Origin of the sequence: Shewanella piezotolerans WP3 (assembly GCF_000014885.1) — a bacterium.
Lineage (GTDB): Bacteria > Pseudomonadota > Gammaproteobacteria > Enterobacterales > Shewanellaceae > Shewanella > Shewanella piezotolerans.
Genome location: NC_011566.1, coordinates 4,859,986 through 4,881,193 on the forward strand (window position 1 = coordinate 4,859,986; position 21,208 = coordinate 4,881,193).

At 43.9% G+C, this 21,208-nt stretch carries 20 protein-coding genes and 1 tRNA gene; 11 read left to right on the plus strand and 10 right to left on the minus strand.

The genetic code is table 11. The features are described from left to right. Positions 1-68 precede the first annotated feature (68 nt). A complete protein-coding gene (locus SWP_RS20580) occupies positions 69-710 on the minus strand; it encodes a DsbA family protein (RefSeq protein ID WP_044556145.1) in 642 nt (213 codons plus the stop codon). 297 nt (positions 711-1,007) lie between these two features. Here SWP_RS20580 and SWP_RS20585 point away from each other — a divergent pair, with 297 nt between their 5' ends. The 7 genes from SWP_RS20585 to SWP_RS20615 all read left to right on the plus strand — a co-directional run bounded on the left by SWP_RS20585 (position 1,008) and on the right by SWP_RS20615 (position 9,339). Further along, positions 1,008-1,442 (plus strand): DUF3859 domain-containing protein, encoded by a 435-nt coding sequence (locus SWP_RS20585; RefSeq protein ID WP_020914592.1) that lies wholly within the window; start codon positions 1,008-1,010, stop codon positions 1,440-1,442. 84 nt (positions 1,443-1,526) lie between these two features. Next, complete coding sequence (locus SWP_RS20590) at positions 1,527-2,405, plus strand: AraC family transcriptional regulator (RefSeq protein WP_044556146.1); 879 nt, start codon at positions 1,527-1,529, stop codon at positions 2,403-2,405. A 343-nt stretch (positions 2,406-2,748) separates the two neighbouring features. Beyond that, positions 2,749-5,664 carry a TonB-dependent receptor gene (locus SWP_RS20595; RefSeq protein ID WP_020914593.1) on the plus strand — a complete coding sequence of 972 codons (2,916 nt, stop codon included), beginning with the start codon at positions 2,749-2,751 and terminating at the stop codon, positions 5,662-5,664. A 67-nt stretch (positions 5,665-5,731) separates the two neighbouring features. Then, the gene (locus SWP_RS20600) at positions 5,732-6,796 is read left to right on the plus strand and encodes a hypothetical protein (protein WP_020914594.1); all 1,065 of its coding nucleotides are present in this window, start codon (positions 5,732-5,734) and stop codon (positions 6,794-6,796) included. A 181-nt stretch (positions 6,797-6,977) separates the two neighbouring features. Beyond that, a complete protein-coding gene (locus SWP_RS20605) occupies positions 6,978-7,802 on the plus strand; it encodes a helix-turn-helix transcriptional regulator (protein ID WP_020914595.1) in 825 nt (274 codons plus the stop codon). A 242-nt stretch (positions 7,803-8,044) separates the two neighbouring features. Next, the gene (locus SWP_RS20610; protein ID WP_020914596.1) at positions 8,045-8,950 is read left to right on the plus strand and encodes a DMT family transporter; all 906 of its coding nucleotides are present in this window, start codon (positions 8,045-8,047) and stop codon (positions 8,948-8,950) included. Further along, the gene (locus SWP_RS20615; RefSeq protein WP_020914597.1) at positions 8,947-9,339 is read left to right on the plus strand and encodes an SAM-dependent methyltransferase; all 393 of its coding nucleotides are present in this window, start codon (positions 8,947-8,949) and stop codon (positions 9,337-9,339) included. Before SWP_RS20610 ends, SWP_RS20615 begins: the two co-directional genes overlap by 4 nt. Before the next feature lie 315 nt (positions 9,340-9,654). Here SWP_RS20615 and SWP_RS20620 read toward each other — a convergent pair. After that, a tRNA-Ser gene (locus SWP_RS20620) sits at positions 9,655-9,745 on the minus strand. Between the two features lie 285 nt (positions 9,746-10,030). On the opposite strand from SWP_RS20620, the gene lepB reads away from it, so the two are divergent. Together lepB and SWP_RS20630 are read left to right on the plus strand one after the other, a co-directional pair. Beyond that, a complete protein-coding gene (gene lepB, locus SWP_RS20625) occupies positions 10,031-10,699 on the plus strand; it encodes a signal peptidase I (protein WP_020914598.1) in 669 nt (222 codons plus the stop codon). Between the two features lie 189 nt (positions 10,700-10,888). Then, positions 10,889-11,398, plus strand: coding sequence for a TlpA family protein disulfide reductase (locus SWP_RS20630; protein WP_020914599.1), 510 nt, complete (start codon positions 10,889-10,891; stop codon positions 11,396-11,398). 54 nt (positions 11,399-11,452) lie between these two features. Here SWP_RS20630 and SWP_RS20635 read toward each other — a convergent pair whose 3' ends face one another. From SWP_RS20635 to SWP_RS20665, 7 genes are all read right to left on the minus strand, one after another. Next, positions 11,453-13,132, minus strand: a complete 1,680-nt coding sequence (locus SWP_RS20635; protein ID WP_020914600.1) for a pilus assembly PilX family protein — start codon at positions 13,130-13,132, stop codon at positions 11,453-11,455. Positions 13,133-13,140: 8 nt separating this feature from the next. Further along, positions 13,141-13,695 carry a PilW family protein gene (locus SWP_RS20640; RefSeq protein ID WP_020914601.1) on the minus strand — a complete coding sequence of 185 codons (555 nt, stop codon included), beginning with the start codon at positions 13,693-13,695 and terminating at the stop codon, positions 13,141-13,143. After that, positions 13,695-14,108: a type IV pilus modification PilV family protein gene (locus SWP_RS20645; RefSeq protein ID WP_020914602.1), complete on the minus strand. Its 414-nt coding sequence runs from the start codon at positions 14,106-14,108 to the stop codon at positions 13,695-13,697. Before SWP_RS20645 ends, SWP_RS20640 begins: the two co-directional genes overlap by 1 nt. Next, entirely contained in the window at positions 14,105-14,554 is a 450-nt protein-coding gene (locus SWP_RS20650) for a pilus assembly FimT family protein (protein ID WP_020914603.1), read from the minus strand. Before SWP_RS20650 ends, SWP_RS20645 begins: the two co-directional genes overlap by 4 nt. Further along, positions 14,555-14,971 carry a type IV pilin protein gene (locus SWP_RS20655; protein ID WP_020914604.1) on the minus strand — a complete coding sequence of 139 codons (417 nt, stop codon included), beginning with the start codon at positions 14,969-14,971 and terminating at the stop codon, positions 14,555-14,557. 304 nt (positions 14,972-15,275) lie between these two features. Then, positions 15,276-15,866: a hypothetical protein gene (locus SWP_RS20660; protein ID WP_020914605.1), complete on the minus strand. Its 591-nt coding sequence runs from the start codon at positions 15,864-15,866 to the stop codon at positions 15,276-15,278. 53 nt (positions 15,867-15,919) lie between these two features. Next, the gene (locus SWP_RS20665; RefSeq protein WP_020914607.1) at positions 15,920-16,417 is read right to left on the minus strand and encodes a hypothetical protein; all 498 of its coding nucleotides are present in this window, start codon (positions 16,415-16,417) and stop codon (positions 15,920-15,922) included. A 555-nt stretch (positions 16,418-16,972) separates the two neighbouring features. Between SWP_RS20665 and ubiD the strand changes: the two genes are divergently transcribed. Both ubiD and fre read left to right on the plus strand, forming a co-directional pair. Then, on the plus strand, positions 16,973-18,454 hold the full coding sequence (ubiD, locus tag SWP_RS20670; RefSeq protein WP_020914609.1) for a 4-hydroxy-3-polyprenylbenzoate decarboxylase: 1,482 nt from the start codon (positions 16,973-16,975) through the stop codon (positions 18,452-18,454). A gap of 73 nt (positions 18,455-18,527) precedes the next feature. Beyond that, positions 18,528-19,238, plus strand: coding sequence for an NAD(P)H-flavin reductase (fre, locus tag SWP_RS20675; RefSeq protein WP_020914610.1), 711 nt, complete (start codon positions 18,528-18,530; stop codon positions 19,236-19,238). A gap of 531 nt (positions 19,239-19,769) precedes the next feature. Here the strand turns inward: fre and SWP_RS20680 are convergent. After that, positions 19,770-21,047, minus strand: coding sequence for a winged helix-turn-helix domain-containing protein (locus tag SWP_RS20680; RefSeq protein WP_044556147.1), 1,278 nt, complete (start codon positions 21,045-21,047; stop codon positions 19,770-19,772). Positions 21,048-21,208 lie beyond the last annotated feature (161 nt).

Sequence of the window (21,208 nt, forward strand, 5' to 3'; positions counted from 1 at the left end):
TAACGCCTTTTACTGCAGTGCTCTCCACCAATTAAAATCGATTGTTTAGGCTCCTCTAAATAGATCCTCTAACTATCTATCACCACTTCCTGCATTAATTTTTCAATTTGATTAAAGCTAGTTTGCGCATTTTTATAATCTAATTCGATTAATATGAGTTCACCGTTTAACGCCATCACTAAAGAGGGAAACCCCTGGATAGGTAACCGTCGAGTTTGACTAATTTCCTGTAGCAAACGAGCTTGAGTTAATTCGCTATTAAGCGCGATAGCAAAAGCCTCACTATCCATTCCCAGCTCTGTTGCTATTTCTACCAATGTAGCATCATCTGATGGATTCCTTGCCTCAAGATAATAAGCCTGCTGCAGAGCGTAATAAAACGACTGCTCAAGCCCCACATCTCGAGCCAGCAGCACAGCTCTGCAAGCCGGGTAAGTTGCCCGTCGGGGCTGACACTTCACCCAAAAGTCAAAATTGAATTGAGTTCCAAGTTGCTGTGATATCTTCCGCCATGTCTGCTGTAAGAAATCTTCCATCTCTTCAGGCATAAGCTCATCAGTATCGGCGGCAAGTCCACCTAAACGATACTCAATTGCTAGTTGTGGAAATTGTTGCTTAAGCTGCTCTTCTAAAAAGGACCATGTTGGTTTATAGCCCCAGCACCAACTGCACATAGGATCGTAAACATAAAATAATGTAGCAAGATTCATATAGCCGATTTTATCCAAATTGAATTTATCATTAGCCTTATGCCCGAAAGCCTACGACTTCCTAAATAACTGCACAGCCAAGGTCCAATATCACACAGTTAGGCATCAGAAATAGACTGCACTTTTCACAAAAAACAAGCTCAGATTACATTGCTCACTAAAAATGTCCAATCAAACAGCATTTTATACTGGATAGAAATCTTCACGTTCAATGTATTGGCCTTGATAGCATGCATTTTTGTGGCTTTTTTCGTATTATAATTCCTCTATAAATCCTCATAAGAAGACCTGTCTACCGTGTCTAAACTAAAACCCGATGTCACCATCATCCGTAGCGGTATATTCACAAAATGGGACGAAGACAGCGATGAGCTGCCTAAACTCACAAAAGCAACAGTGCACGTGCCAGCCGAAATTGATATTGAGTTTGGCTTCGTCGCTCAAATTAAAAAAGCCAAGAATCAAGTTCTGCGCTACTGCATCTATCATCCCAATATTCCTGATGATAATGGTGATATTCGCCCACCTTTTGATGGCGAAGTCTACGTCAAATCAAATGATTGGAAGTTCTACATAGGTGACACCATTTGGGCTCCTGAGCACGATAAAGTGGGGAAATGGCGGATGACTCTTGAGCTTAAAGGTAAAATCATCGCAGAGAAAACCTTTAAAGTTCATATGAATGAAGAGGACGACAAGATAGGCGCTTTCTGGAAGCGCCGCGGCTTTTAAGCTGGCTACCCATAACAGCAATTTCGGTCAGGTAACACTTAATAGTCACTGCAATAATAGCAGCGCACTTGAGAGGAGTTAGAAATGAAGTCACTGGCAAAACAACATTATTCAGCAAAAATAGTCGCTATTTGCGACTACATTGCCCTCCATTTAGACGACGATCTTAATGTAGAACTGCTGAGTCAGGTCGCTCATTTCTCGAAGTACCATTTTCACCGCCAGTTTCAGGTAGTCACCGGCGTAAACGTCTCCAGATACATATTGTTGATGCGCCTAAAACGGGCGTCATATCGACTAGTATTTAACGTTAATGAACGGATCACAGATATCGCATTAGATGCTGGATTTGAAAACTCAGAGTCCTTCTCTCGGGCATTTAAAAAAGCCTTTAACCAGACACCTTCTCAATTTCGACTCACGCCCAATTGGCCGCAATGGAGTAACGAATATGAGAAAGTACAACTCACGAGGAATGACCCATTGAATGTAGACATCACCACGAGAACAGCGACCAAGATTGCCGTATTTGAACACTTAGGAGCAGCTAACACCCTAAACAATTCGATCCAGAAATTTATCGCCTGGCGCAAAGCAACACAAGAATCTCCAGTTGCAACCAGTGAGACATTTGGCATCCCTTACAATGACCCTAATACAGTGCCTGCCGCACAGTTTCACTTTGATATATGCGGCTCAATCGTTAAAGAGGTTCAACCTAATACTGATGGGGTTATCACAAAAAGCATTCCAGGAGGTCGCTTCGCTAAGATCCGCCACTTAGGATCTCATCAGCTAATGGACGATAAAATCTACCAGTTTTATCGTGAATGGCTACCAACCAGCGGTGAAAATCTCCGCGATTTTCCACTGTTCTTTCACTATATCAACCTGTTTCCTGAGGTTTCTGAAAGTGAGTTGATTACCGATATCTACTTCGCATTGAAAGATAATACAAATTAGTATTAGAAATTGATCTACTCAGAGTGTTTTTGGCGAACTCATTCAAGGCAGGCTAATCCAAAGTAAATAATGACACAATGGTGTTCCCTTCTGAGTTTATTCCACACAGAAGTAGCAAGCCAAAAACACTACTTTTAAATATTCCCTTTGTTCCATGACAAGATGAGACCCTGCTTCCTTTCCTCAGTCAACTTCCTTCGCCCTGCATAAAACTTTTTTCAGGAGCAATCCCTCTTGTTCTAGGACGACCCTAACCACCTAGTCGTTCAATATCTGACCAAGCCTTGCTGAGTTTTAAATATTTCACCCAAGGCTCATTAAGTCATAACTTAAGGGAAGATAGATGACCAGTCGAATAAAAAGAACAATTAAAAACAACAAGTTTCTGTTAACGCCAATCGCCTCTGCGGTATGTTTAATTCTCAATGGCACGCTAAATCTTGCGGTTGCCGCAGAAACAGAACCAACTGAAAAGCCAGTACTCTCAGTTGAGACAAACCAACAACAAGATGAAGAAGTTGAAGTTATTCATGTAAGGGGCATCGTAAGTAGCCTGAAAGAAGCGCAAAACATCAAAAAAATGTCAGACAACATTGTTGATGCGATTGTGGCTGAAGATATTGGCCAATTTCCAGATCAAAACGTTGCCGAATCTCTGCAACGCATCCCCGGCGTCAGTGTGACCCGAGTCGATGGTGAAGGCCAAAAAGTCACCATTCGAGGGTTATCCGGTAAATACAATGTCACCACATTTAATGGCCGAAAGCTCGCCTCTGACAGCCAAACTAGAGACTTTAACTACGATGTGATTGCCTCTGAGCTTGTAGGGAAAATCGAAGTTCACAAGACTCAACAAGCTAAGTTACAAGAAGGAGCGGTGGGTGGCGTGGTTAACATCTACTCAAGAAAGCCACTCGACGTCGGCCAGTCGTTAGTACTCTCCGTAGAGGGGGAATACAATGAGCGCGCCGAGTCAACCAACCCAAAAACCTCGCTCATAATGAGTGATGTGTTCAATGACGGTACCTTTGGCGCTCTCGCCTCATTTGTGCACTCAAAACGCACCAGTCGCTACGACGCTTACTCTTCAAGTAATTGGGATGATTGGCAATACAACGAACTACACCATCGAAGCAACCCTAATAATATAGAAGACACTTTACCTGAAGGCGCCGCTATTAATGACACCTTCAGAATGCCTAACTGGCCACGCGTAACCAGTACCGAATCTGAACGGGAACGCTTTGGCGGTACGGTCGCTTTTCAATGGCTCATTGGCGACAACTTGGATATTAACTTAGACGGCCTATACAGCTCTTACGATGTCGACAATCGCTCTAAAGCGATGACGGTAGTGATGCCAAATGTTTATAGCTCCAGTGCTACCTATACCGACTTTAATGCTGGGCCTGATGGCTTCTTAGCAGATGCAGCCTGGAACGATGCCACAGTAGAGTTACTGGAAACAGGGGTGCCACGTAAAAGTGATACCTACCAAGTAGGCCTCAACGCTAACTGGCTGCTTGATGAAGTAACGTTAAATTTTGATGCTTCAATTTCAAAGGCAAAAAATGAAGATGACGGCAATGGTAATCTGGTTGTTGTCAGAGCGGGCGTCGATGGCGCCGCCATTAATTTCAATAATGGTTCTTCGATCCCTGACATTTCACTGTCACAGCCTCTTGATCAAAATGCGAAATATGGCGCCCACCACAGTCGTCGTTATGGCGACAGCATTGAAGATGAGATTCAACGCTTTGTCGTTGATGGTACCTGGGAGCCATCGGAAGGAATTGTAACCGCAGTATATTTTGGTAGCGGCTATACTTCTGAGCAAAAAGATCGTCAAAACTACTATCCAAACTCGCCAAGCATTTTTGCTTTGGACCATATGGATGATGTTAATCCGACATTTGATGCGCCTACTATCGATATTGGCGGCCAAACTATGTGGCAACTGCCTAGCAATGTCATCATTCCAGGTTCAAGCAATAGCTTTGCCGGCGGCGCAAGCCTTCCGTCAGCTTGGCCAAGTATTAATGTAGATAATCTCTTTAACTACTTCCAAACACTCGATCCTGTCGCCTATCAAGAGTTACTGCCACAAGCTAACGCCAAAAGAGGTAATACCTATGGCGTTAAAGAGGAAACAGTGCATGCTTATCTCGAAGCTAAGCTAGAAGAGGAACTATTCGGCTTGCCTTACATGCTAGATTTAGGGGTACGCTATATCAAAACCGATGTCACTGCCTACGGTTACTCGCATAACCCCGCTAATCTAGCGTTTAACAGTGATGGCACCCTTGCCAATGATGCCTGGAAGGACAAAACGTTAGTTGAATACAGCGGTGACTATTCTGAAGTACTGCCAAGCATGAACTTCAAGATCAACTTACATGATGACGTGGTACTTAGACTTGCTGCGGCAAAGGCGATATCTAGACCTTTCCTTTCGCAGTTAACGCCTAAAACAAATATCAGCCCTGAGCTAGACGGTGGATCTGCTGGTAAAGAGAAGCGCACTATGTATGAGCGTGATCCTGGACTTGCGCCCTATACCTCAAAGCAGTTTGATACTTCATTAGAGTGGTATTACAGCGATGATGGCAACCTAGCTTTTGCTACCTTCTTCAAGAAGTTTGAAAATACGCTTGAAGATAAAGTGACCTCAGAAGTGATCGCAGGGCAAGACTTCTCAGTCACCAGATCTTACAACTCTGATAACGAAGCCCTTATTCGTGGTTACGAGCTGGCTTGGTATCAAACATTTGATGCCTTCTTACCTCATAGCTTGGCAGGTTTCGGTGTTGCTGGTAACTATACCTATAACAACAGCACCTCGGGTAAAAATGACAGCGAAGGTGATGAAATCCCATTCTTCGGCCTATCTGAGCATCAAGTTAACCTTAACCTGTTCTATGAGATCGAAGACTTTAGCATCAATGCGGCTTATAACTATCGCTCGGACTATACCGTTCGTGACGTTAGCCACTGGACCTACGAAACCTTTGGCAGTGTTACCACTGAGCAAGCCACAGCGCCAGCATGGGATAGTCTAAGTATCAGTTTAAAGTATGACATTACTGATAACTTGCAGTTATCCGCTGATGCCTACAACTTGCTTGACCCTGAAGAATACCTCACGGTTAATGCCATGAAAACGGAGCTGTTAACTGCTGGTGCCAGCAGTGCACAATACGGCATAGGCTCGTCGAGCTATGGCAGAAGCTACGCATTAGGCTTACGTTATACTTTCTAAGACCCTGCAAAACCGAAGCATTAACTATAGTGCTTCGGTTTTTCTTTTCTAATATGTGGATATCATTGTGAAAAATACCTCCCTAATTATTATCACTCTAGGCTTGCTGCAAATATCTCTGTCTAGCGAAGCGAGCAACCGAGAAAAACTCTGCCAAACCACTGTCGATTGCAGTATTGGCAACACCTTAGTCACCAGTGAAGATGCTGGCAAAATATACTTAGACGGCGCTTATACTGGGCTAAGCACACCCAATATGCTCAACCTTAGCGAAGGTGAACATCTCATATCTGTAGGCACCGATGCTAAAAGGCAGTATCTCAGGAGAGAAGTGACCTACAAAAATCAACCGCTAGAAATACACCTAAACCAAGACAATTTAGCAACACCAAAGGTATGGAAAGCACTGTTTGTCGGCGTTCCCACCAGCCAAGGGCAAACAGAGTTAGGTCAATGTAACACCTCCTTCAGTAAGGCTGATTTAGATGATGGCTTTGAGTTTTTTAAACATAACCTAAAGCAGCATATTGAGCCTTTCTCTTATAATACGGTCAAATGGCAGGTAGAGCGTAGAGATCTTAATGCTCCGGCAGTGCTATCGCATAACCCTAAAAATGACTGGTTCACGCTTGAGCCAGAGCAAGGGCTTGCACAGCTTAGCGATATAAAACCAGGGCAATACGACACCATATTCTACTTTTGGCGTGAGCAGCAGCAAGATTGCAGTTTTAAAAGTCCCTACTTTGGCTTAGCTTGGCTTGAGCCTATGTCAGAAGAAACCAATAAAACTGGCTATGTGACAGTTAAATTTAACCCTGAAGAGATTGGCGTTAAGGGCAGAATAGATCAATACCTCAACGACGACCCTGGCGTATGGACTCATGAGTGGTTACATGTGGTGATTGAACAGTTTTACCCACAGCGAGGTGTTAACACGCCCATCGCCCCAAAAGACAAATTGATTTTGCATTCAGCGCAAGCCTACGGCTACCAATACCCTTGGGTAGATTGGTACCAAGACTTAATATCGGGTCAGGTCGCATTGGGTAAAGGCTTTGCCGGTATTGGCCCAGAAGCACTGCTGAACTGCTCAATCGCCCAGAGCGCAGTGAACAATTGTGCAGCTAAATAAATACTTGTCAGCGTCTTAGCCGAAGAGTCATTCTGCAACGATACAAGATTCGCCGCTTTCAGCATCGACAATAATGAGTTGCTATTTTTCCTCCCACAAAAGGGCTATCATTTCTGTTAGCCCTTCATCTTATTCTTATACTAATTGCTATTAACACCAATGCGCGCCAGAGTGGACAAATATGATCGAGATAAAACGGTTACCTGAGGGCGCCATGTTCGATATCGAGCTGCTTGATGAGCCCGCCATAGAAACCCCAATTCCACACAGGCATGAATATTTCGAAATCTTTTGGGTTTTAGAGGGGGAAGGCTACCAAAGCATAGACTTCCTTGAATTCCCAATGCTGGCTAATAAGGTATTTTTCATCGCTCCAGGCCAAGTTCACGATGTCAAACAAGTACCCAACAAGTTCTGCGCAATTTCATTCAACGCCGAATTCATCAATGCTGAATCCCAAAGCCAACTCCCCATTGATAGGCTGTTTCTGCAAAATCGCAGCGATAAACCCTACCTAACCTTAGATGAAAAAGGTAAAGAAGATATTCGTAGCTTAGTGAACATACTGATTAAAGAGAAGAATAGTACAACAGCAGACAAAGCTCTGATGAGCACTCTACTACTGGCTTTTTTACGCTATATGATGCGTTATTTAGACGATCATAAAGATTACACCTCTAGCGCTGACCTAAGAATGGTAAGACTGCTTGAACTCATTGATGATCACTTTAAGACACACAAAGAGGTGACCTTCTATGCAGAAAAACTCGCCATGACAGGCAAAAGACTAAACGAGCTAAGTAAGGAGCAATTTAGTAAAACGGTCACTCAATTGCTTCATGATAAAGTCATCGTTGAGGCGAGACGAGAGTTGGCCTTTTCCCACAAGAGTATCAAGACTATTTCGATTGAATTGGGTTATAAAGATACTAGCTATTTCTGCCGCTTCTTTAAACGTCTGTCTGGTAAGTCGCCACAATCATTTCGGTTTGATTGGGAAAAATAAAGATAACATTTCGGTTCTAATTAGACGGCAAATAATCCTCTCATTTCTACGAAAGCTGATCGCACTGACACATCTAATAGTTTTGAAACAGTCAACGGCTTAATATAGATAGCAAATTAACCAGTGCTAAAAGTCAAACACCTTTACGACCAAAATGTTCAAAAAGTACCACACTATAAGGTATGCACGCCCCTGACTTCTCTATGATAATTGCCACAGTTTAATTTACTGGAGAGTCAGCAATGACCCGCATAAGTGCCACTTCGTTTTCAAATCATAATACCAAGCTCCAAGGTTTTTCTTTGGCCATATTAGGCGCAGTGCTTATGAGTATAGATCCTATATTTATTCGCTTTGCCGGCGTGAGTGGCTTTGACACCGCCTTCCTTTTTGGACTGTTTACGGCAATATCCATGCCTATAGTATTACAGCTCAATGATAAGCGCGGACTCGTACAGGCCATAAAGCTCAGTGGCTGGCCACTGTTGCTAACAGCCAGCTTAATGGTTGGCAGTGCAGCAGGATTAGTTTTTAGCATCAAAAATACTTCTATCGCTAACACCTTCGTCATTCTCAGCGCAACGCCGGCGCTCGCGGCTGTATTTAGCTGGTTGCTCCTAAGGGAGATAACCAGCCGTGCTACTTGGCTGTCTATTATTGCGGTAATGATCGGGATAAGCGTAGTGGTATCAGGTTCTGTCGGCTCGGGAAATTGGTTCGGCGATTTGCTCGCGCTACTGTCGGTCACTTGTTTAGCAATCATGTTTACCCTATTACGCAAATATCGGGACGTTAGCCGCTTAGCAACTGTCGGCCTAGGAGGGATGCTATTAGCAATCGTTATGCTTTTCTTCGCAACCCCCACTGAATACAACCTCAATACCTGGTTAATTATGGCTGCTATGGGGTTATTTACTGCGCCAATTTGCCGCGTATTAGCCATGGTCGCAACCCGTCATATCACTGCCGCAGAGGTCTCAATGACGATGATGTTAGAAACTGTATTGGCACCAATTTGGGCATTACTCTTCTTTAATGAAATCCCTGCGCTCGAGAGTCTAATTGGCGGCGGGATCATTCTTATCACAGTGTTCTTCTACACCTTATCCAGCATGCAAACACACAATAATTCGAGGCAAGCCAAATGACATTCGAACTAAAGCCTATTGGCCATATCAAGACCCCTTATAGCGATACAATAAGCTGCCCAAACAATATTCAAGCTAATGGACCAATTTGTGGGCTCATGCTTGATAAAGCCTACCAAAAAGGTCTTACAGGACTGGAAGTCGGGCAATGGATTTTAGTACTGTACTGGTTTGAAAACGTCGACAGAGATTTAATTCAGCAACCGCTTGCAGATGGAACCCTAATCGGCACCTTTGCGCTGCGTTCACCACATCGTCCAAACCCTGTAGTCGCTGCAGTCGTACCTATTGAAAAAATCAGTCAGGGATGTATCACAGTCAAAGGGCTAGACTGCTTAAACGGCACAGCTTTAATCGACATAAAACCGGCGATACTAAGGGAAACTTAACACTCAAGATAGCAGGCTCGAATCAACAGCAGCCTAAGATTCTATCTTGTCATACTAAACTCAAAATCCAGAAAGCAAAAAGCCCGATATCTTTCGATAGCGGGCTTCCTTAATGTGGCAAAGAGATAGCTGACTTTAAATAATAGGAACCCTTAGGGTTCTTTCTCTCGACAACGAAAAAGGGCTATCATTTCTGGTAGCCCTTCGTCTTAAAGCGGCAAAGAGATAGCTGACTTTGAATAATAGGAACCCTTAGGGGTCTTTCTCTCGACAACGAAAAAGGGCTACCATTTCTGGTAGCCCTTCGTCTTAATGTGGCGGAGAGATAGGGATTTGAACCCTAGATGGGCTACAAACCCATGCCGGTTTTCAAGACCGGTGCATTCGACCACTCTGCCATCTCTCCGAACGCCGTGAATAATAGGGATATCGAGTTTAAATGTAAAGCCTATATTTGCTTAACTGAGCAACAAATAGACCAATAATGGTTTTTTTTTCAAGAAAGCGGTTTTATAGCCGTAAAATTATACTTTTTGGTTTACATAAATTTCAGTGACGACTTAGTCATCATTCTCTATGCAGCTAAAAATTCATATTTGCTTACCTTTAGGTTTCGCTTAAATACGAACCTAAATGAACTCTCGGAGTCTGAAAAAGGAACTAAACCGCTATTCAATAAAGGAACTATTGCATGAAAAAATTACTAAAACTGCTTAAACAGAATCGTTCGCTTATCTTATTTGTTTCTTTAATGCTGGTTTTTAGAAGTGCTGTTGCCGATTGGAATAGCGTGCCGACAGGGTCAATGAAACCAACGATTGTTGAAGGTGACCGTTTGTTGGTTAATAAGATGGCTTATGATCTGCGTATTCCGTTTACCCATATATCTATCACTCAACTTGCCAACCCACAGCGAGGAGATATCGTTATCTTTGATTCAAAGGCTAGTGACAAGAAGCTAGTGAAAAGAGTGATAGGTTTGCCCAGCGACTCTATTTCTATGCAAGACAACGTATTATCTATTAATGGTGAAACAATCGCATACAGCCCCCCAAGTGTTTCGAATGCTGACGGCTCTGAAACGCGAACCGAACACCTTTTGGGGAACAATCACCAAGTTAACGTTGCAGGAATAGCAGGGCAAGGCATGATTACTCGCCAATCAAGCTTTGGCCCAATAACCGTGCCCGAAGGTCATTACTTAGTATTGGGTGATAATCGCGACCACAGTAGCGACTCAAGAATGATAGGGTTTGTGCCTCGAGCTGAAATTGTCGGCCGCGCCAGTAACGTGGTGTTCTCGGCAAACTATGATAATTACTACCTGCCAAGGCAAGAGCGCTTCTTTCATCCGCTGTAACCTACGACTTTACCCTAACTGCCTTACAGGGCAGTCACTCAAAGCACATAGTTAGGGACTGTAAAAGGGTGATGGCCAAACATATAGCAGTAGCTAAAAACCTTATTGGATGCAGCGACCAAGACAGCCATTATACAATCACTCTAAGCTTTGTTACTTTAGGTCGACTTACAAACACATGGACGCACTATGAGAGCTTTAACACTTATCTTCAGCAGCTTACTTTTATTCATCACTTCCGGCTGTGCAACGAATGCAGGCCACAGCGCTGACCAAGAGAAGCCCGAATATCTCACCTATGTAAAAGCGGGTGATAAGGTACCTGTGACTCAATTTATCGATACTCAGGGAAACACTATTGATCTAAGCAAATCAAGCAATAACAAGTTACTGATCTTATTCGCCACTTGGTGTCATGATTCGCAGCGCACCATGAAACACCTTACTGCATCAGATCTATATTTGAGTCCCAATGTCGATATTATAGGTGTAGGCAGAGAGGAAGATAAGCAAACATTGGATAAGTTTGCCAAAGAGTATGAACTTAATTTCGCTCTAGTCGCAGATAGCGATAGAAGCATCTACAATCAATTTGCCAATATCGGCATACCTAGACTGATCTTGCTAGATGCCAATAACGAGGTAGTTAAAACCTTAGTCGGTGAGACTGAAAATGTGATTACCGAAGTGATTTGGTAGTTTATAAATACAGGGCTGAACTCGACTGAGACTTAATTGAGTTGCTATTCAGCCCTAATACTCCCAACCAACAAGTCTGAGTTTTTTCTTGCCAGCTAATCCACCCGGCGGATCTATATTAGCAAGAGCATGATCATAATGAATCGCTGAGCCGCCAGGAACAGAAACTGTTTTACCTCTCACCGAGCCGTAAAGTTCACCACTGCCTGATATTTTCACCTCAGTGAAAGGCGCATATACCGCGGCATAGAACGCTAAGTCACCACTGACTTCCACACCAGTTTCATCAGCATTAGATGAATAGATAGACATAGACGGTCGCTTGCTCTCACTGGTTAATCCAGGTTTCTCTGCAATAATTCGTGCCCCATTGCCCAATATAACCTTACCCTTAATCAACAAAGTTAAACTACTGTCTTCCTCAATAATCATTTCAGTGTCACCGCCAACACGAAAGTCCCCTTCGACATACATAAACACATCACCGCCACTGATCTTAACTTTAGCATTCGATGTCATCGCAAAGCGGCTCACTTTGTAAACATCTTGAACATTGCCAAGGAAAATTGCACTTTTAGGCGTCGAAGATGGGCCACTACCACGGTAAAACCTACCAAGACGAGTCGATAACTCAAATCCTTTATTGGGACCAACCTCTATGCTCGCTAGCGTACTCAAGCCATCATCAACAGCTGCGATTTCATCAGTGATCCCCATGGTGTCACAAACGACACCGTCTGAATTAGTAGGATCGGATGGATCGGGTGCACTGCCATTACTCTCAGGGACTTTTTCTATCTCAGGCATTACTCGAAATAAACCACTACTATAAAGCGTTCCTGCCTGATTTTTTTGATTCCAGTTATCTTTAAACTCTGCTGCGCCGCCATAAAGAATATCTGGCTCTGTATTGTTAGGGTTTAATATCGATGCGCCCCAGTTCATGAACACATCCCCTATTGCACGCACGTAGCCACCAACTGAGCCACCAGCTTGACTATAATTCCCACGTGCTAACACACTGCCACTGACTCGGCTTTGTCCTAAAGTGATATCGCCATTTGCGTGCAAGCTACCCTCTACCGGTGAAGAGCCCCCTAGAACAATATTACCCGTTGCAGCAACATCCCCAAAAATAGGTGAATGACCCGCTAAGGTCACATCAGCATCTTCCTCTATCGTTGTGACATTGGCATTCTCACCAGGAAGGTTAGGGTCATAGCTACCAGTGTTCGAATTAAAACTATCGATCTTAGCGCTACCGGTGATATTGACTCCCTCACAGCCAACAATGGCATTGGCAAACGGTGAGCTACCGCCACCAGAGGTCAATTCAAACCTCGCTTTTAAAGCAGAAGAACCTTCAAAGCGCTTGCCTCGGCTGGCAAGTAAAAGTTGCCCCGAGGCGTCTTTCGACAAGTCAACGCTATAGCGCATATCACTCAATCCACCACTACCTGACCTGGCTAAGCTATCTCCTCCAACTGCAGCCATCAGCTCTTCTAATGTTGAATCAGGGTTATCCTGAAGCGATGCCAACAGAGCAGCATGGGTTTCAAATATCCCCCTTTCAGCCACTAGCTGCGCGTTCATCTTCTTTTGAAAATTACCACTCAGCCGCTCTTGAATAATGTTATCGCGCAGAGAACCTAAAACTAAAATACCTGCCAGTGAACTGAGCAGCATAACAGTAACTAGGCTCATACCTTGTTGAGATGAATGCGATAAATACATGGAACCGCCTAAGAAGAAAATGCTTTTGAGAGAATAATTCGGGTCAGTGCAATATCTATTCGTACCTGCCCACCAATAAAACTTTCCGGTAAGAAGCTGGGACTCACTAGAATGCGCATCAAATCATCTTCACGGTGAAACTCTATAGCCGTAATACCGTTGAGAATCGTTTTAGGAGCTGATACCGCCCCATCAATGGTCAAAGTACACTGCAGTAGCGGCGAGACAACGACATAGGTCTCTTTATAAGGTTTATCTGGAATTGAACCGTCACATGCTTTCACATTAGCGACTTGCTCTACCACCAGACTGCTACCATGACTAACTATGCTAGGTTCCATTTCGGTTTGCTTTAAACTACGGCTAAACACCTGCACGCTAAAACGCACCACTTCCTGGGTCGTTTCAAGACTTTTACTGGTTAGTATTGTGGTACTGATTGATGAATAAACGCCAAATACACCTAGCACTAACGCGGTGCTGATGACCAGTGCAACCATCACCTCAATAAGTGAAAAGCCTTTCACAGCTTGCTTCATTAGAGTAGGAGTGAGTATCAACATTAAGAGCACACCTGCGGGAACATAGCATCGATTCGAATTCGGCTTTCGAGTCCGTCCACCATTCGAGCATCATTCCAACTCACATCGACCTCCAACTCATTGTTAAACCCCGCCCCAGCAGCAGGAGCTAGCGTCAAGGTATAAGCTGCAAATTGTGGCTGAACATTCGTAACAAAGTCGTTATCGTAGCTAATATTGCCAGTTTGCAAGTCACACAGTTTTGACCACGTTTTTTCAACCGCGTTATGTGCCTGAACTAAAGAGAGGGTGTAATTAAAGCTATTGGTTGCATACTGCAGAGATTTTAGTTCAGCCGCGGCGAGACCCAGTAAGATGATCGTCGATAGAAAAAGGGCAATAAGCACTTCAATAAGAGTGAACCCTGACTGACGGATAGCTTTGAGTGTATTCATGAGCAACGATTACTCTTAGTTAAATAACTCTGACCACTAGTTAAAATAGTGAAGCAGTAATCGGTGGTGCCACTGTCACTATCAGTTATTTTTATCTTGCTGGCCTCGGCCTCTCCTGAGCGCGATAAAGTCATATCTTTAAGTCCTGTGACAGCGATGTCATTATGGCTGACACGAAACTCCTGCAAAGTTTCACCTTCTAACTGCACTAACCAACTTCCCGCATCTTCATTGATCAAAATGGTTAAATCACGCTTAGCCGCTTCGCTGCGGGCAAACTTAAATACGCTTTGTAGTTGATTGGCATTGCTGACTAAACGGTTATTTTTGATTTGGTTACTCATAGCAGGGACAGCTGTACTGGCAGCGATAGCTACAATCGCCAATGTTGTGAGTAGCTCTATCAGAGTAAAGCCTTTGCTTGTCGGGGCTGTGAAGGAATGCATCTACCAACATCCTTGAGCAGGCGTTTTCACCCCTTGCTGATTAATGCTTAATGCGCCACAACGATCACCTGCTTGTGAGGTGCCCGATTTAGGTGTAGCCGTCAGTGTAAATGTGGTTGCATCGTTGCTCGCCTCTGATCCCGCCGCCGCTTCAGACACTTTATAACTAAAAGAGTAATACTTACTGTCATTTGCAGGCACGGCTAAGCCATCAGGGTACCCCCCCATGCGTGTATATTGCCGTTCCAGCAATGCGACTTGCTCAATAATAGTGCGCTGCGCTTCACTTCGGCGACCATCCTGGATATAGGATTGATAAGACGGCAGTACTACAGTCGCCAAAATCCCCATGATTGCGATCACGATTAACAATTCGATTAAAGTGAAAGCCTGCAGCTTTCTCGTTACGGTTACCATCCCTGAAAGACCTTAACTAAAGTTGTAACTAGTAAAATTTATTAGTAATAAAAACCAGAATAAAACCAACTCAAGATACCATAGTCAGGGATATTGCCTCACCGAATAATGCTGAAAAAAACTAATGAAAGACAGTAACTTGTAGTCAGATAGACCGACTTAACATGAAAGTTATTCAGCAATGTGGGAAGCAGGAGTTTAAAGCCTAAATGCAGTACGCGATAAAGGCTTTAGCTATGAGATAGGAGTCGTGTGACAAAGATGCATACAGGCTATCAACAAACGTTATAGTGTCATGGCAGTGTTAGCTGGCAACGTCGCTAACAGAAGCTTGACATACTTGCAGAGCGGAAGGTGTTAAACCCTGTAGATGCTCGATAAGCTTAAAGCAGAGTTCGATATATTGCACCGCTTGTACCTTATCCACTTCATAGCCAACAGCATGGGCAACTTTATTGCGCAATTGCCTTAATTCACTAAATAACTTTCCCTGTTTAGTGTTAATGAGTTGTTCGGAGATCAATATATTTTCGATATGCTTATAGCGGGTATTTTTGTCTAAAGTGATGTTACTGCAACGGGAGTGAATTAATTTTTCAGCCGCTAAGTCGACAGCTTCCCAAGCTTCAATAACAGCAGAATTAGGAAGCTGGCTCGCCGACATAATGAGTATATTTCGATTACTGTCCTTAAGCTCAGGGAATATCCCTTCAGCTTCTTGAGTTACCGCCTTAAGCTCTTGGCCAAACTCAAGCTCTAAATCTTTAAACTTTAGCTTCTTGGCCAAAGGGATAAGTTTAGATAGAGGTCGCTTAAGGCTAATCACTGCAAACACCAGTACCAGTGGCCAAGCTAACTTATCAATTAGCTCAATAGTAAATTGCATCCAGTCCATTTATCTTAATCCATCCTTGTTATGTGCTTTATTGTAAAGCGATTATGATGAGTCTAATCGAGCTTGTTATAAGTCCTAGTGTTCCAATCAAATTGATATTCAACCCCTTGCCACTCATAAACAGTACGACCATCTTTTTGGATGACTCGGGCATTTTCAGGCAGGTGAGTTAGGCCAGTCGCATAACTCACACTCGTCGTGACTCTTTCTGGTGGTGCAATCACTTTCGGTTCAACGCGGCGATAACTTGGCTGCTGGTATCGGTAGGGGTATAGATGTCGATTGCCTGCATAACCCCAGCGAGAGCCATAGTATCCCCAGCCAGGACGATAATAACGCCCTCTATAAGGATAGGAGTACCAACCGTTAGACACGCCAACATTCCAGCGCCAAGGATCATTGAAGCCTGAATTCCAACCACTGCCCCAGCCGACACCAACACTCACGTTACTAGCAACCAAAAGTGATGGGGTTACATGCTGCCCCGCCATTGCCGAGCTCGATAACGTCATGAGTGAGATGGCGGCAAGTCTAAATAAATTTAGTTTCATCGTTATACTCCTGCGCCAATGCCACATTAGCAAAACATAAAGCACAGACTCATTTTACGCCTAATTGGCGCTAACGCCAATCTCATTTAATATGCGACTCTCGGTTCAAGCTTGCTATCCCCGTGCTACCTGAAGATGCAGGATTCAGTGGGAGTTTAATGGACTTTAATCAAGGCATTGCTCCATGCAGAACCTAAGCACCTACATTCATGTAGGCGAGGCATTGATTGCCATTAACGGTCGCTCCCTTAGTAACATCAATAACATAGAGTAAAGCCCATATTTTTTATATAAGAAACGCCCATCAACGAAGGCTTTGTGCCAACCCACTTCGTTGTTGCACTAACTTAAAAGGGAATAACCATTTCTACGTCAATGCGCCTAGAATTGAACTGGCACAATGCCTCTGAAACGACCATCTTCAAGTAGAACGGGTATATATATCAGCTGCAGTTTTATTAGCATTCTGTCCATTGGTGAACAAGCGTTTAACGGCTACGTGAATAATGCTATAGTGCGCGCCATATCACAGTTTATAGCGATGAGAATTCCCCTATGAGTTTTAAGGATTTGCGCAGTTTTATAGAGCACCTAGAAAGTAATGGTGAGCTTAAGCGTATTAGTCATCCCGTCGACCCTCATTTGGAGATGACAGAGATTGCCGATCGCGTCTTGCGCTCAAAAGGCCCCGCTCTGTTATTTGAAAACCCTGTTGGCAATGACATGCCGGTACTAGCGAATCTATTTGGTACGCCAAAACGCGTCGCTATGGCCTTAGGAAAAGAAGACCCTCTCGCCCTACGCGATGTCGGTGAGCTCCTTGCGTTCCTTAAAGAGCCTGAACCGCCACGTGGCTTTAAAGATGCGATCTCAAAGATCCCTATGTTTAAGCAGGCGCTCAACATGCCACCTAAAACTGTGCGCAACCCTCCATGCCAAGAAGTCGTGAAAACGGCGGAAGAGGTCGATCTCACCAAGCTTCCTATCCAGCATTGCTGGCCAGGTGACGTTGCACCATTAGTGACATGGGGGCTCACCATCACTAAAGGCCCACGTCAAAAACGCCAAAATTTAGGGATATATCGTCAACAGCTACTCGGCAAAGATAAGCTGATTATGCGCTGGCTCGACCATCGCGGCGGCGCATTAGACTTTAAAGATTTTAAAGAGAAACACCCCGGTGATCGCTACCCTGTTGTGGTCGCTCTAGGTTCAGACCCTGTCACCATATTAGGTGCGGTAACCCCTGTGCCAGACTCTATGAGTGAGTATGCCTTTGCCGGCCTTTTGCGGGGTGAACGCACCGAAGTATGCAAAGCGATAAGCTGTGATTTAGAGGTGCCAGCCACCAGCGAAATCATCTTAGAAGGTTATATCGATCCTGAAGAGATGGCAGAAGAGGGTCCATACGGTGACCATACAGGTTACTACAATGAAACCGACTCATTCCCTGTATTTACTGTGACCCATATTACCCATCGAAAAGATGCGATATACCACAGCACCTATACCGGCCGTCCACCTGATGAACCCGCAATGTTAGGTGTAGCGCTCAACGAAGTCTTTGTGCCGATTCTGCGTAAACAGTACCCAGAGATCATCGATTTTTATCTACCGCCAGAAGGTTGCTCATACCGTATGGCAGTGATCTCTATTCGCAAGCAATACCCAGGTCATGCTAAGCGAGTGATGATGGGGGCGTGGTCATTCTTACGCCAGTTTATGTACACCAAATTTATTGTTGTCGTCGACGAAGACGTCAACTGCCGAGATTGGAACGATGTCATTTGGGCCATTACCACCAGAATGGATCCAAAGCGCGACACCGTAATGATAGAAAATACCCCTATCGACTATCTCGATTTTGCATCACCTGTTGCTGGGCTAGGCTCAAAAATGGGAATGGATGCGACTAATAAGTGGGAAGGTGAAACCGATCGCGAATGGGGAACCCCTATCGTTATGGATGAAGCCGTCAAACAAAAAGTCGATGAGATCTGGAGCGATCTAGGAATAGATGACGCGCCAACCCTATAACGTACTATTGCCTAAGCAATGTGCAAAAATATGTTGAATAAGCTTCCAAAGAGAAGCTCATCAAGGAATCAAGATGAACACCATTAGCTGTACAATTGAAAAAGTCGCACCGTTTAATGATGCGGTATTTCAGGTTATTTTAAAACCTACTGTAGCCTTTGACTTTAAGGCTGGACAATACCTTTGCGTAGTCATGGGCGAAAAAGACAAACGCCCATTTTCTATCGCATCAGCGCCAGATAGCCAAGCGATTGAGCTGCATATAGGCGCCGCAGTTAGCGAGAGCTACCCTATGCAAGTAGTTGAGCGTCTTAAAGATTGCTTAGCCAATAACGGTACAATCGATATTGAAGTGCCTGGCGGCGATGCACACCTCCGCCATGACAGCGTTCGTCCGCGTCTTTTAATTGCCGGCGGCACGGGCTTCTCCTACATTAAAAGTATTGTTGAGCATCAAATTGCACTTGGCCAGACGATTGAAACCACTCTTTATTGGGGTTGCCGTACTACCGATGCGATGTACTATCAAGCTATAGCACGTGAGTGGCATGACGCCCACCCTTGGCTTCACTTTGTACCAGTTGTCGAAGAAGCACCTGCTGACTGGAACGGTAAGCAAGCCAATTTACTCGAACAGATTAAAGCTGATTTTGTTAGCCTAAATGGCTATGACATCTATATTGCAGGCCGTTTCGATATGGTCGGGGCAGCTAGAGAAGTGTTCCGCAGTATTGGCGTTGAAGAAGATCACCTCTACGGCGATGCATTTGCTTTTATAAAGTAATACCAATCAGTATAAAGATTTGATCGCTCAGCGAGAGTTTAGCGGCTTTGAGGTAAGGTCATTAAATGCTCCTGCATTAATGACATTCACCACATCCATGTGGTTAGCAATGAATGAAGAGCATAGTTATTCTACGTTCAAGTTCATTAACGCAGCTTCAAAGCCGCTAAAACTCGCCTGTAGGAGTGTTTTTGGCTTGCTACTTCTGCGTTGAATAAACTCATAAGGGAACAACCATTATGTCATTTATCCGCCTTGAATTAGCGTGCCAAAAACGCTCTGAGTAGATCAACTTCTTATACTGATTGGTATAAACACTTTTTATTATTTATACATTCTTTAATACCAATTGCATTAAGTATTTGGCCAGTTCAGAGCACCTCAGTCTTTTCAATTTAAAGCGCATCGGTTAAGAAATGGTTATTCCCTTTTAAGCCAATGCAAAGCAGAAGTGGAAAGACTGAGGGGCTCACGTAGTGCGGGTTTCAAAACGCTGAATGGTCAAACTTTTAATGCTATTGGTATAAATAGCTAAATTCTCACTTGATCGTACTTATACCAAGCCACAATACTGCCTAGAATCGGTGTAATCCAAACCGCACTTTTCTCATCAGTATAAACTCGATAAAAATACAGCTCTTCATCGGTAATATCATGCTTTCTGATCGCCCTATAAAAATGCATTGCCGATGGGCTTACTGTCTCTGGCTTTATAAACTCCTTTTGGCTCAGCTGAACTTGGAACACATCAACCGCCATGCCGCTTATTTTCTGCTGATACTGCTTAAAGGTGCCGCGAACTTTATATTTGATCGGCGTCGTTAAACAGTCTTCATCGGTGATACAGGTTGCCGAATAAAATTGACCGCTATCTTCCCCTTCATAGATCAAAGATAGGCTCAGATCTGCGCGGACTAACAGTTCGCCAGCCACAGGAAAATACACATCGGCATGGTAGTGATGCTCAGTGATGTCGCCATCACTGCTATCATGAGGAATAATGATTTTGTTATATCGAATACGCTTCTCAAGACGCTCTGAAAGCTCAGCAAACTGATTGATGTTTAGCCCTGCGGGATTCGGATCTATCGCGGCTATATTCATTAATCCAAGACCAGAGCATTGGCCTTTTACAACATTAGGACAAACAGCCATAGAGTAGTTACGTCCGTCGGTCGCGGTAAAACCTTCAAAGTTTTTGAAATTATCTAGATGATTACTTTCGGGGGCAAGGTGCTTTTGCCACATAGAGTGGTGTAAATGCTCCACCTCGCTCTTATAAAACATCGGCACAATCTCTTTAGTGCCACCGATATTTAAAGGGATCTTCTTATCAGCATTCCACAAGCTACTATTCTTAACGCTGCGATGATAATCGCTGTTATACCAGCCAAAAAGGATCAGTAATAACACCAACACAATGCCGGCAATTTTTACCATCATCGAAACATCAATGAGTGCTGTTTTTATCGATTCAGCATCATTCACCGCTAACATCTTGATGTGAGATCGCTCTGAGATATGCAGCTCGTAGCCACGGCGAGCTACTGTTTTCAGCTGTACTTCAGGATAGTTTTCTAGCTTTTTACGTAAAGTGCTAATGCACTGAGTTAAAGATGTAGCCGCAACAACACGATCAGGCCAGCCTATCGCGAGCAGCTCTTCCTTTCCACACACACCATCAGCAATGAGTAACTGATGTAAAACCGCAGATTCTGAAAACGTCAAACTGATAGTCGTGTTCTTAACACGATCCATCAATTGTTTAGCCTGCTCATCTAGCTCCAGATAAGGAGTAACTTTTAGCAAGGTTAACCTCTTAGAATGTCGTCAATCGAGTAGGTCAATTAAACCTGCACATTACAATGGATTATCAATGATAGGAACAATTTTTTCTGTGATTGTAACCTCAATTAGCTCGCAATAAATAATAGCTGCATGTCGTTGTTCACAAATTGAAAAATAATTAA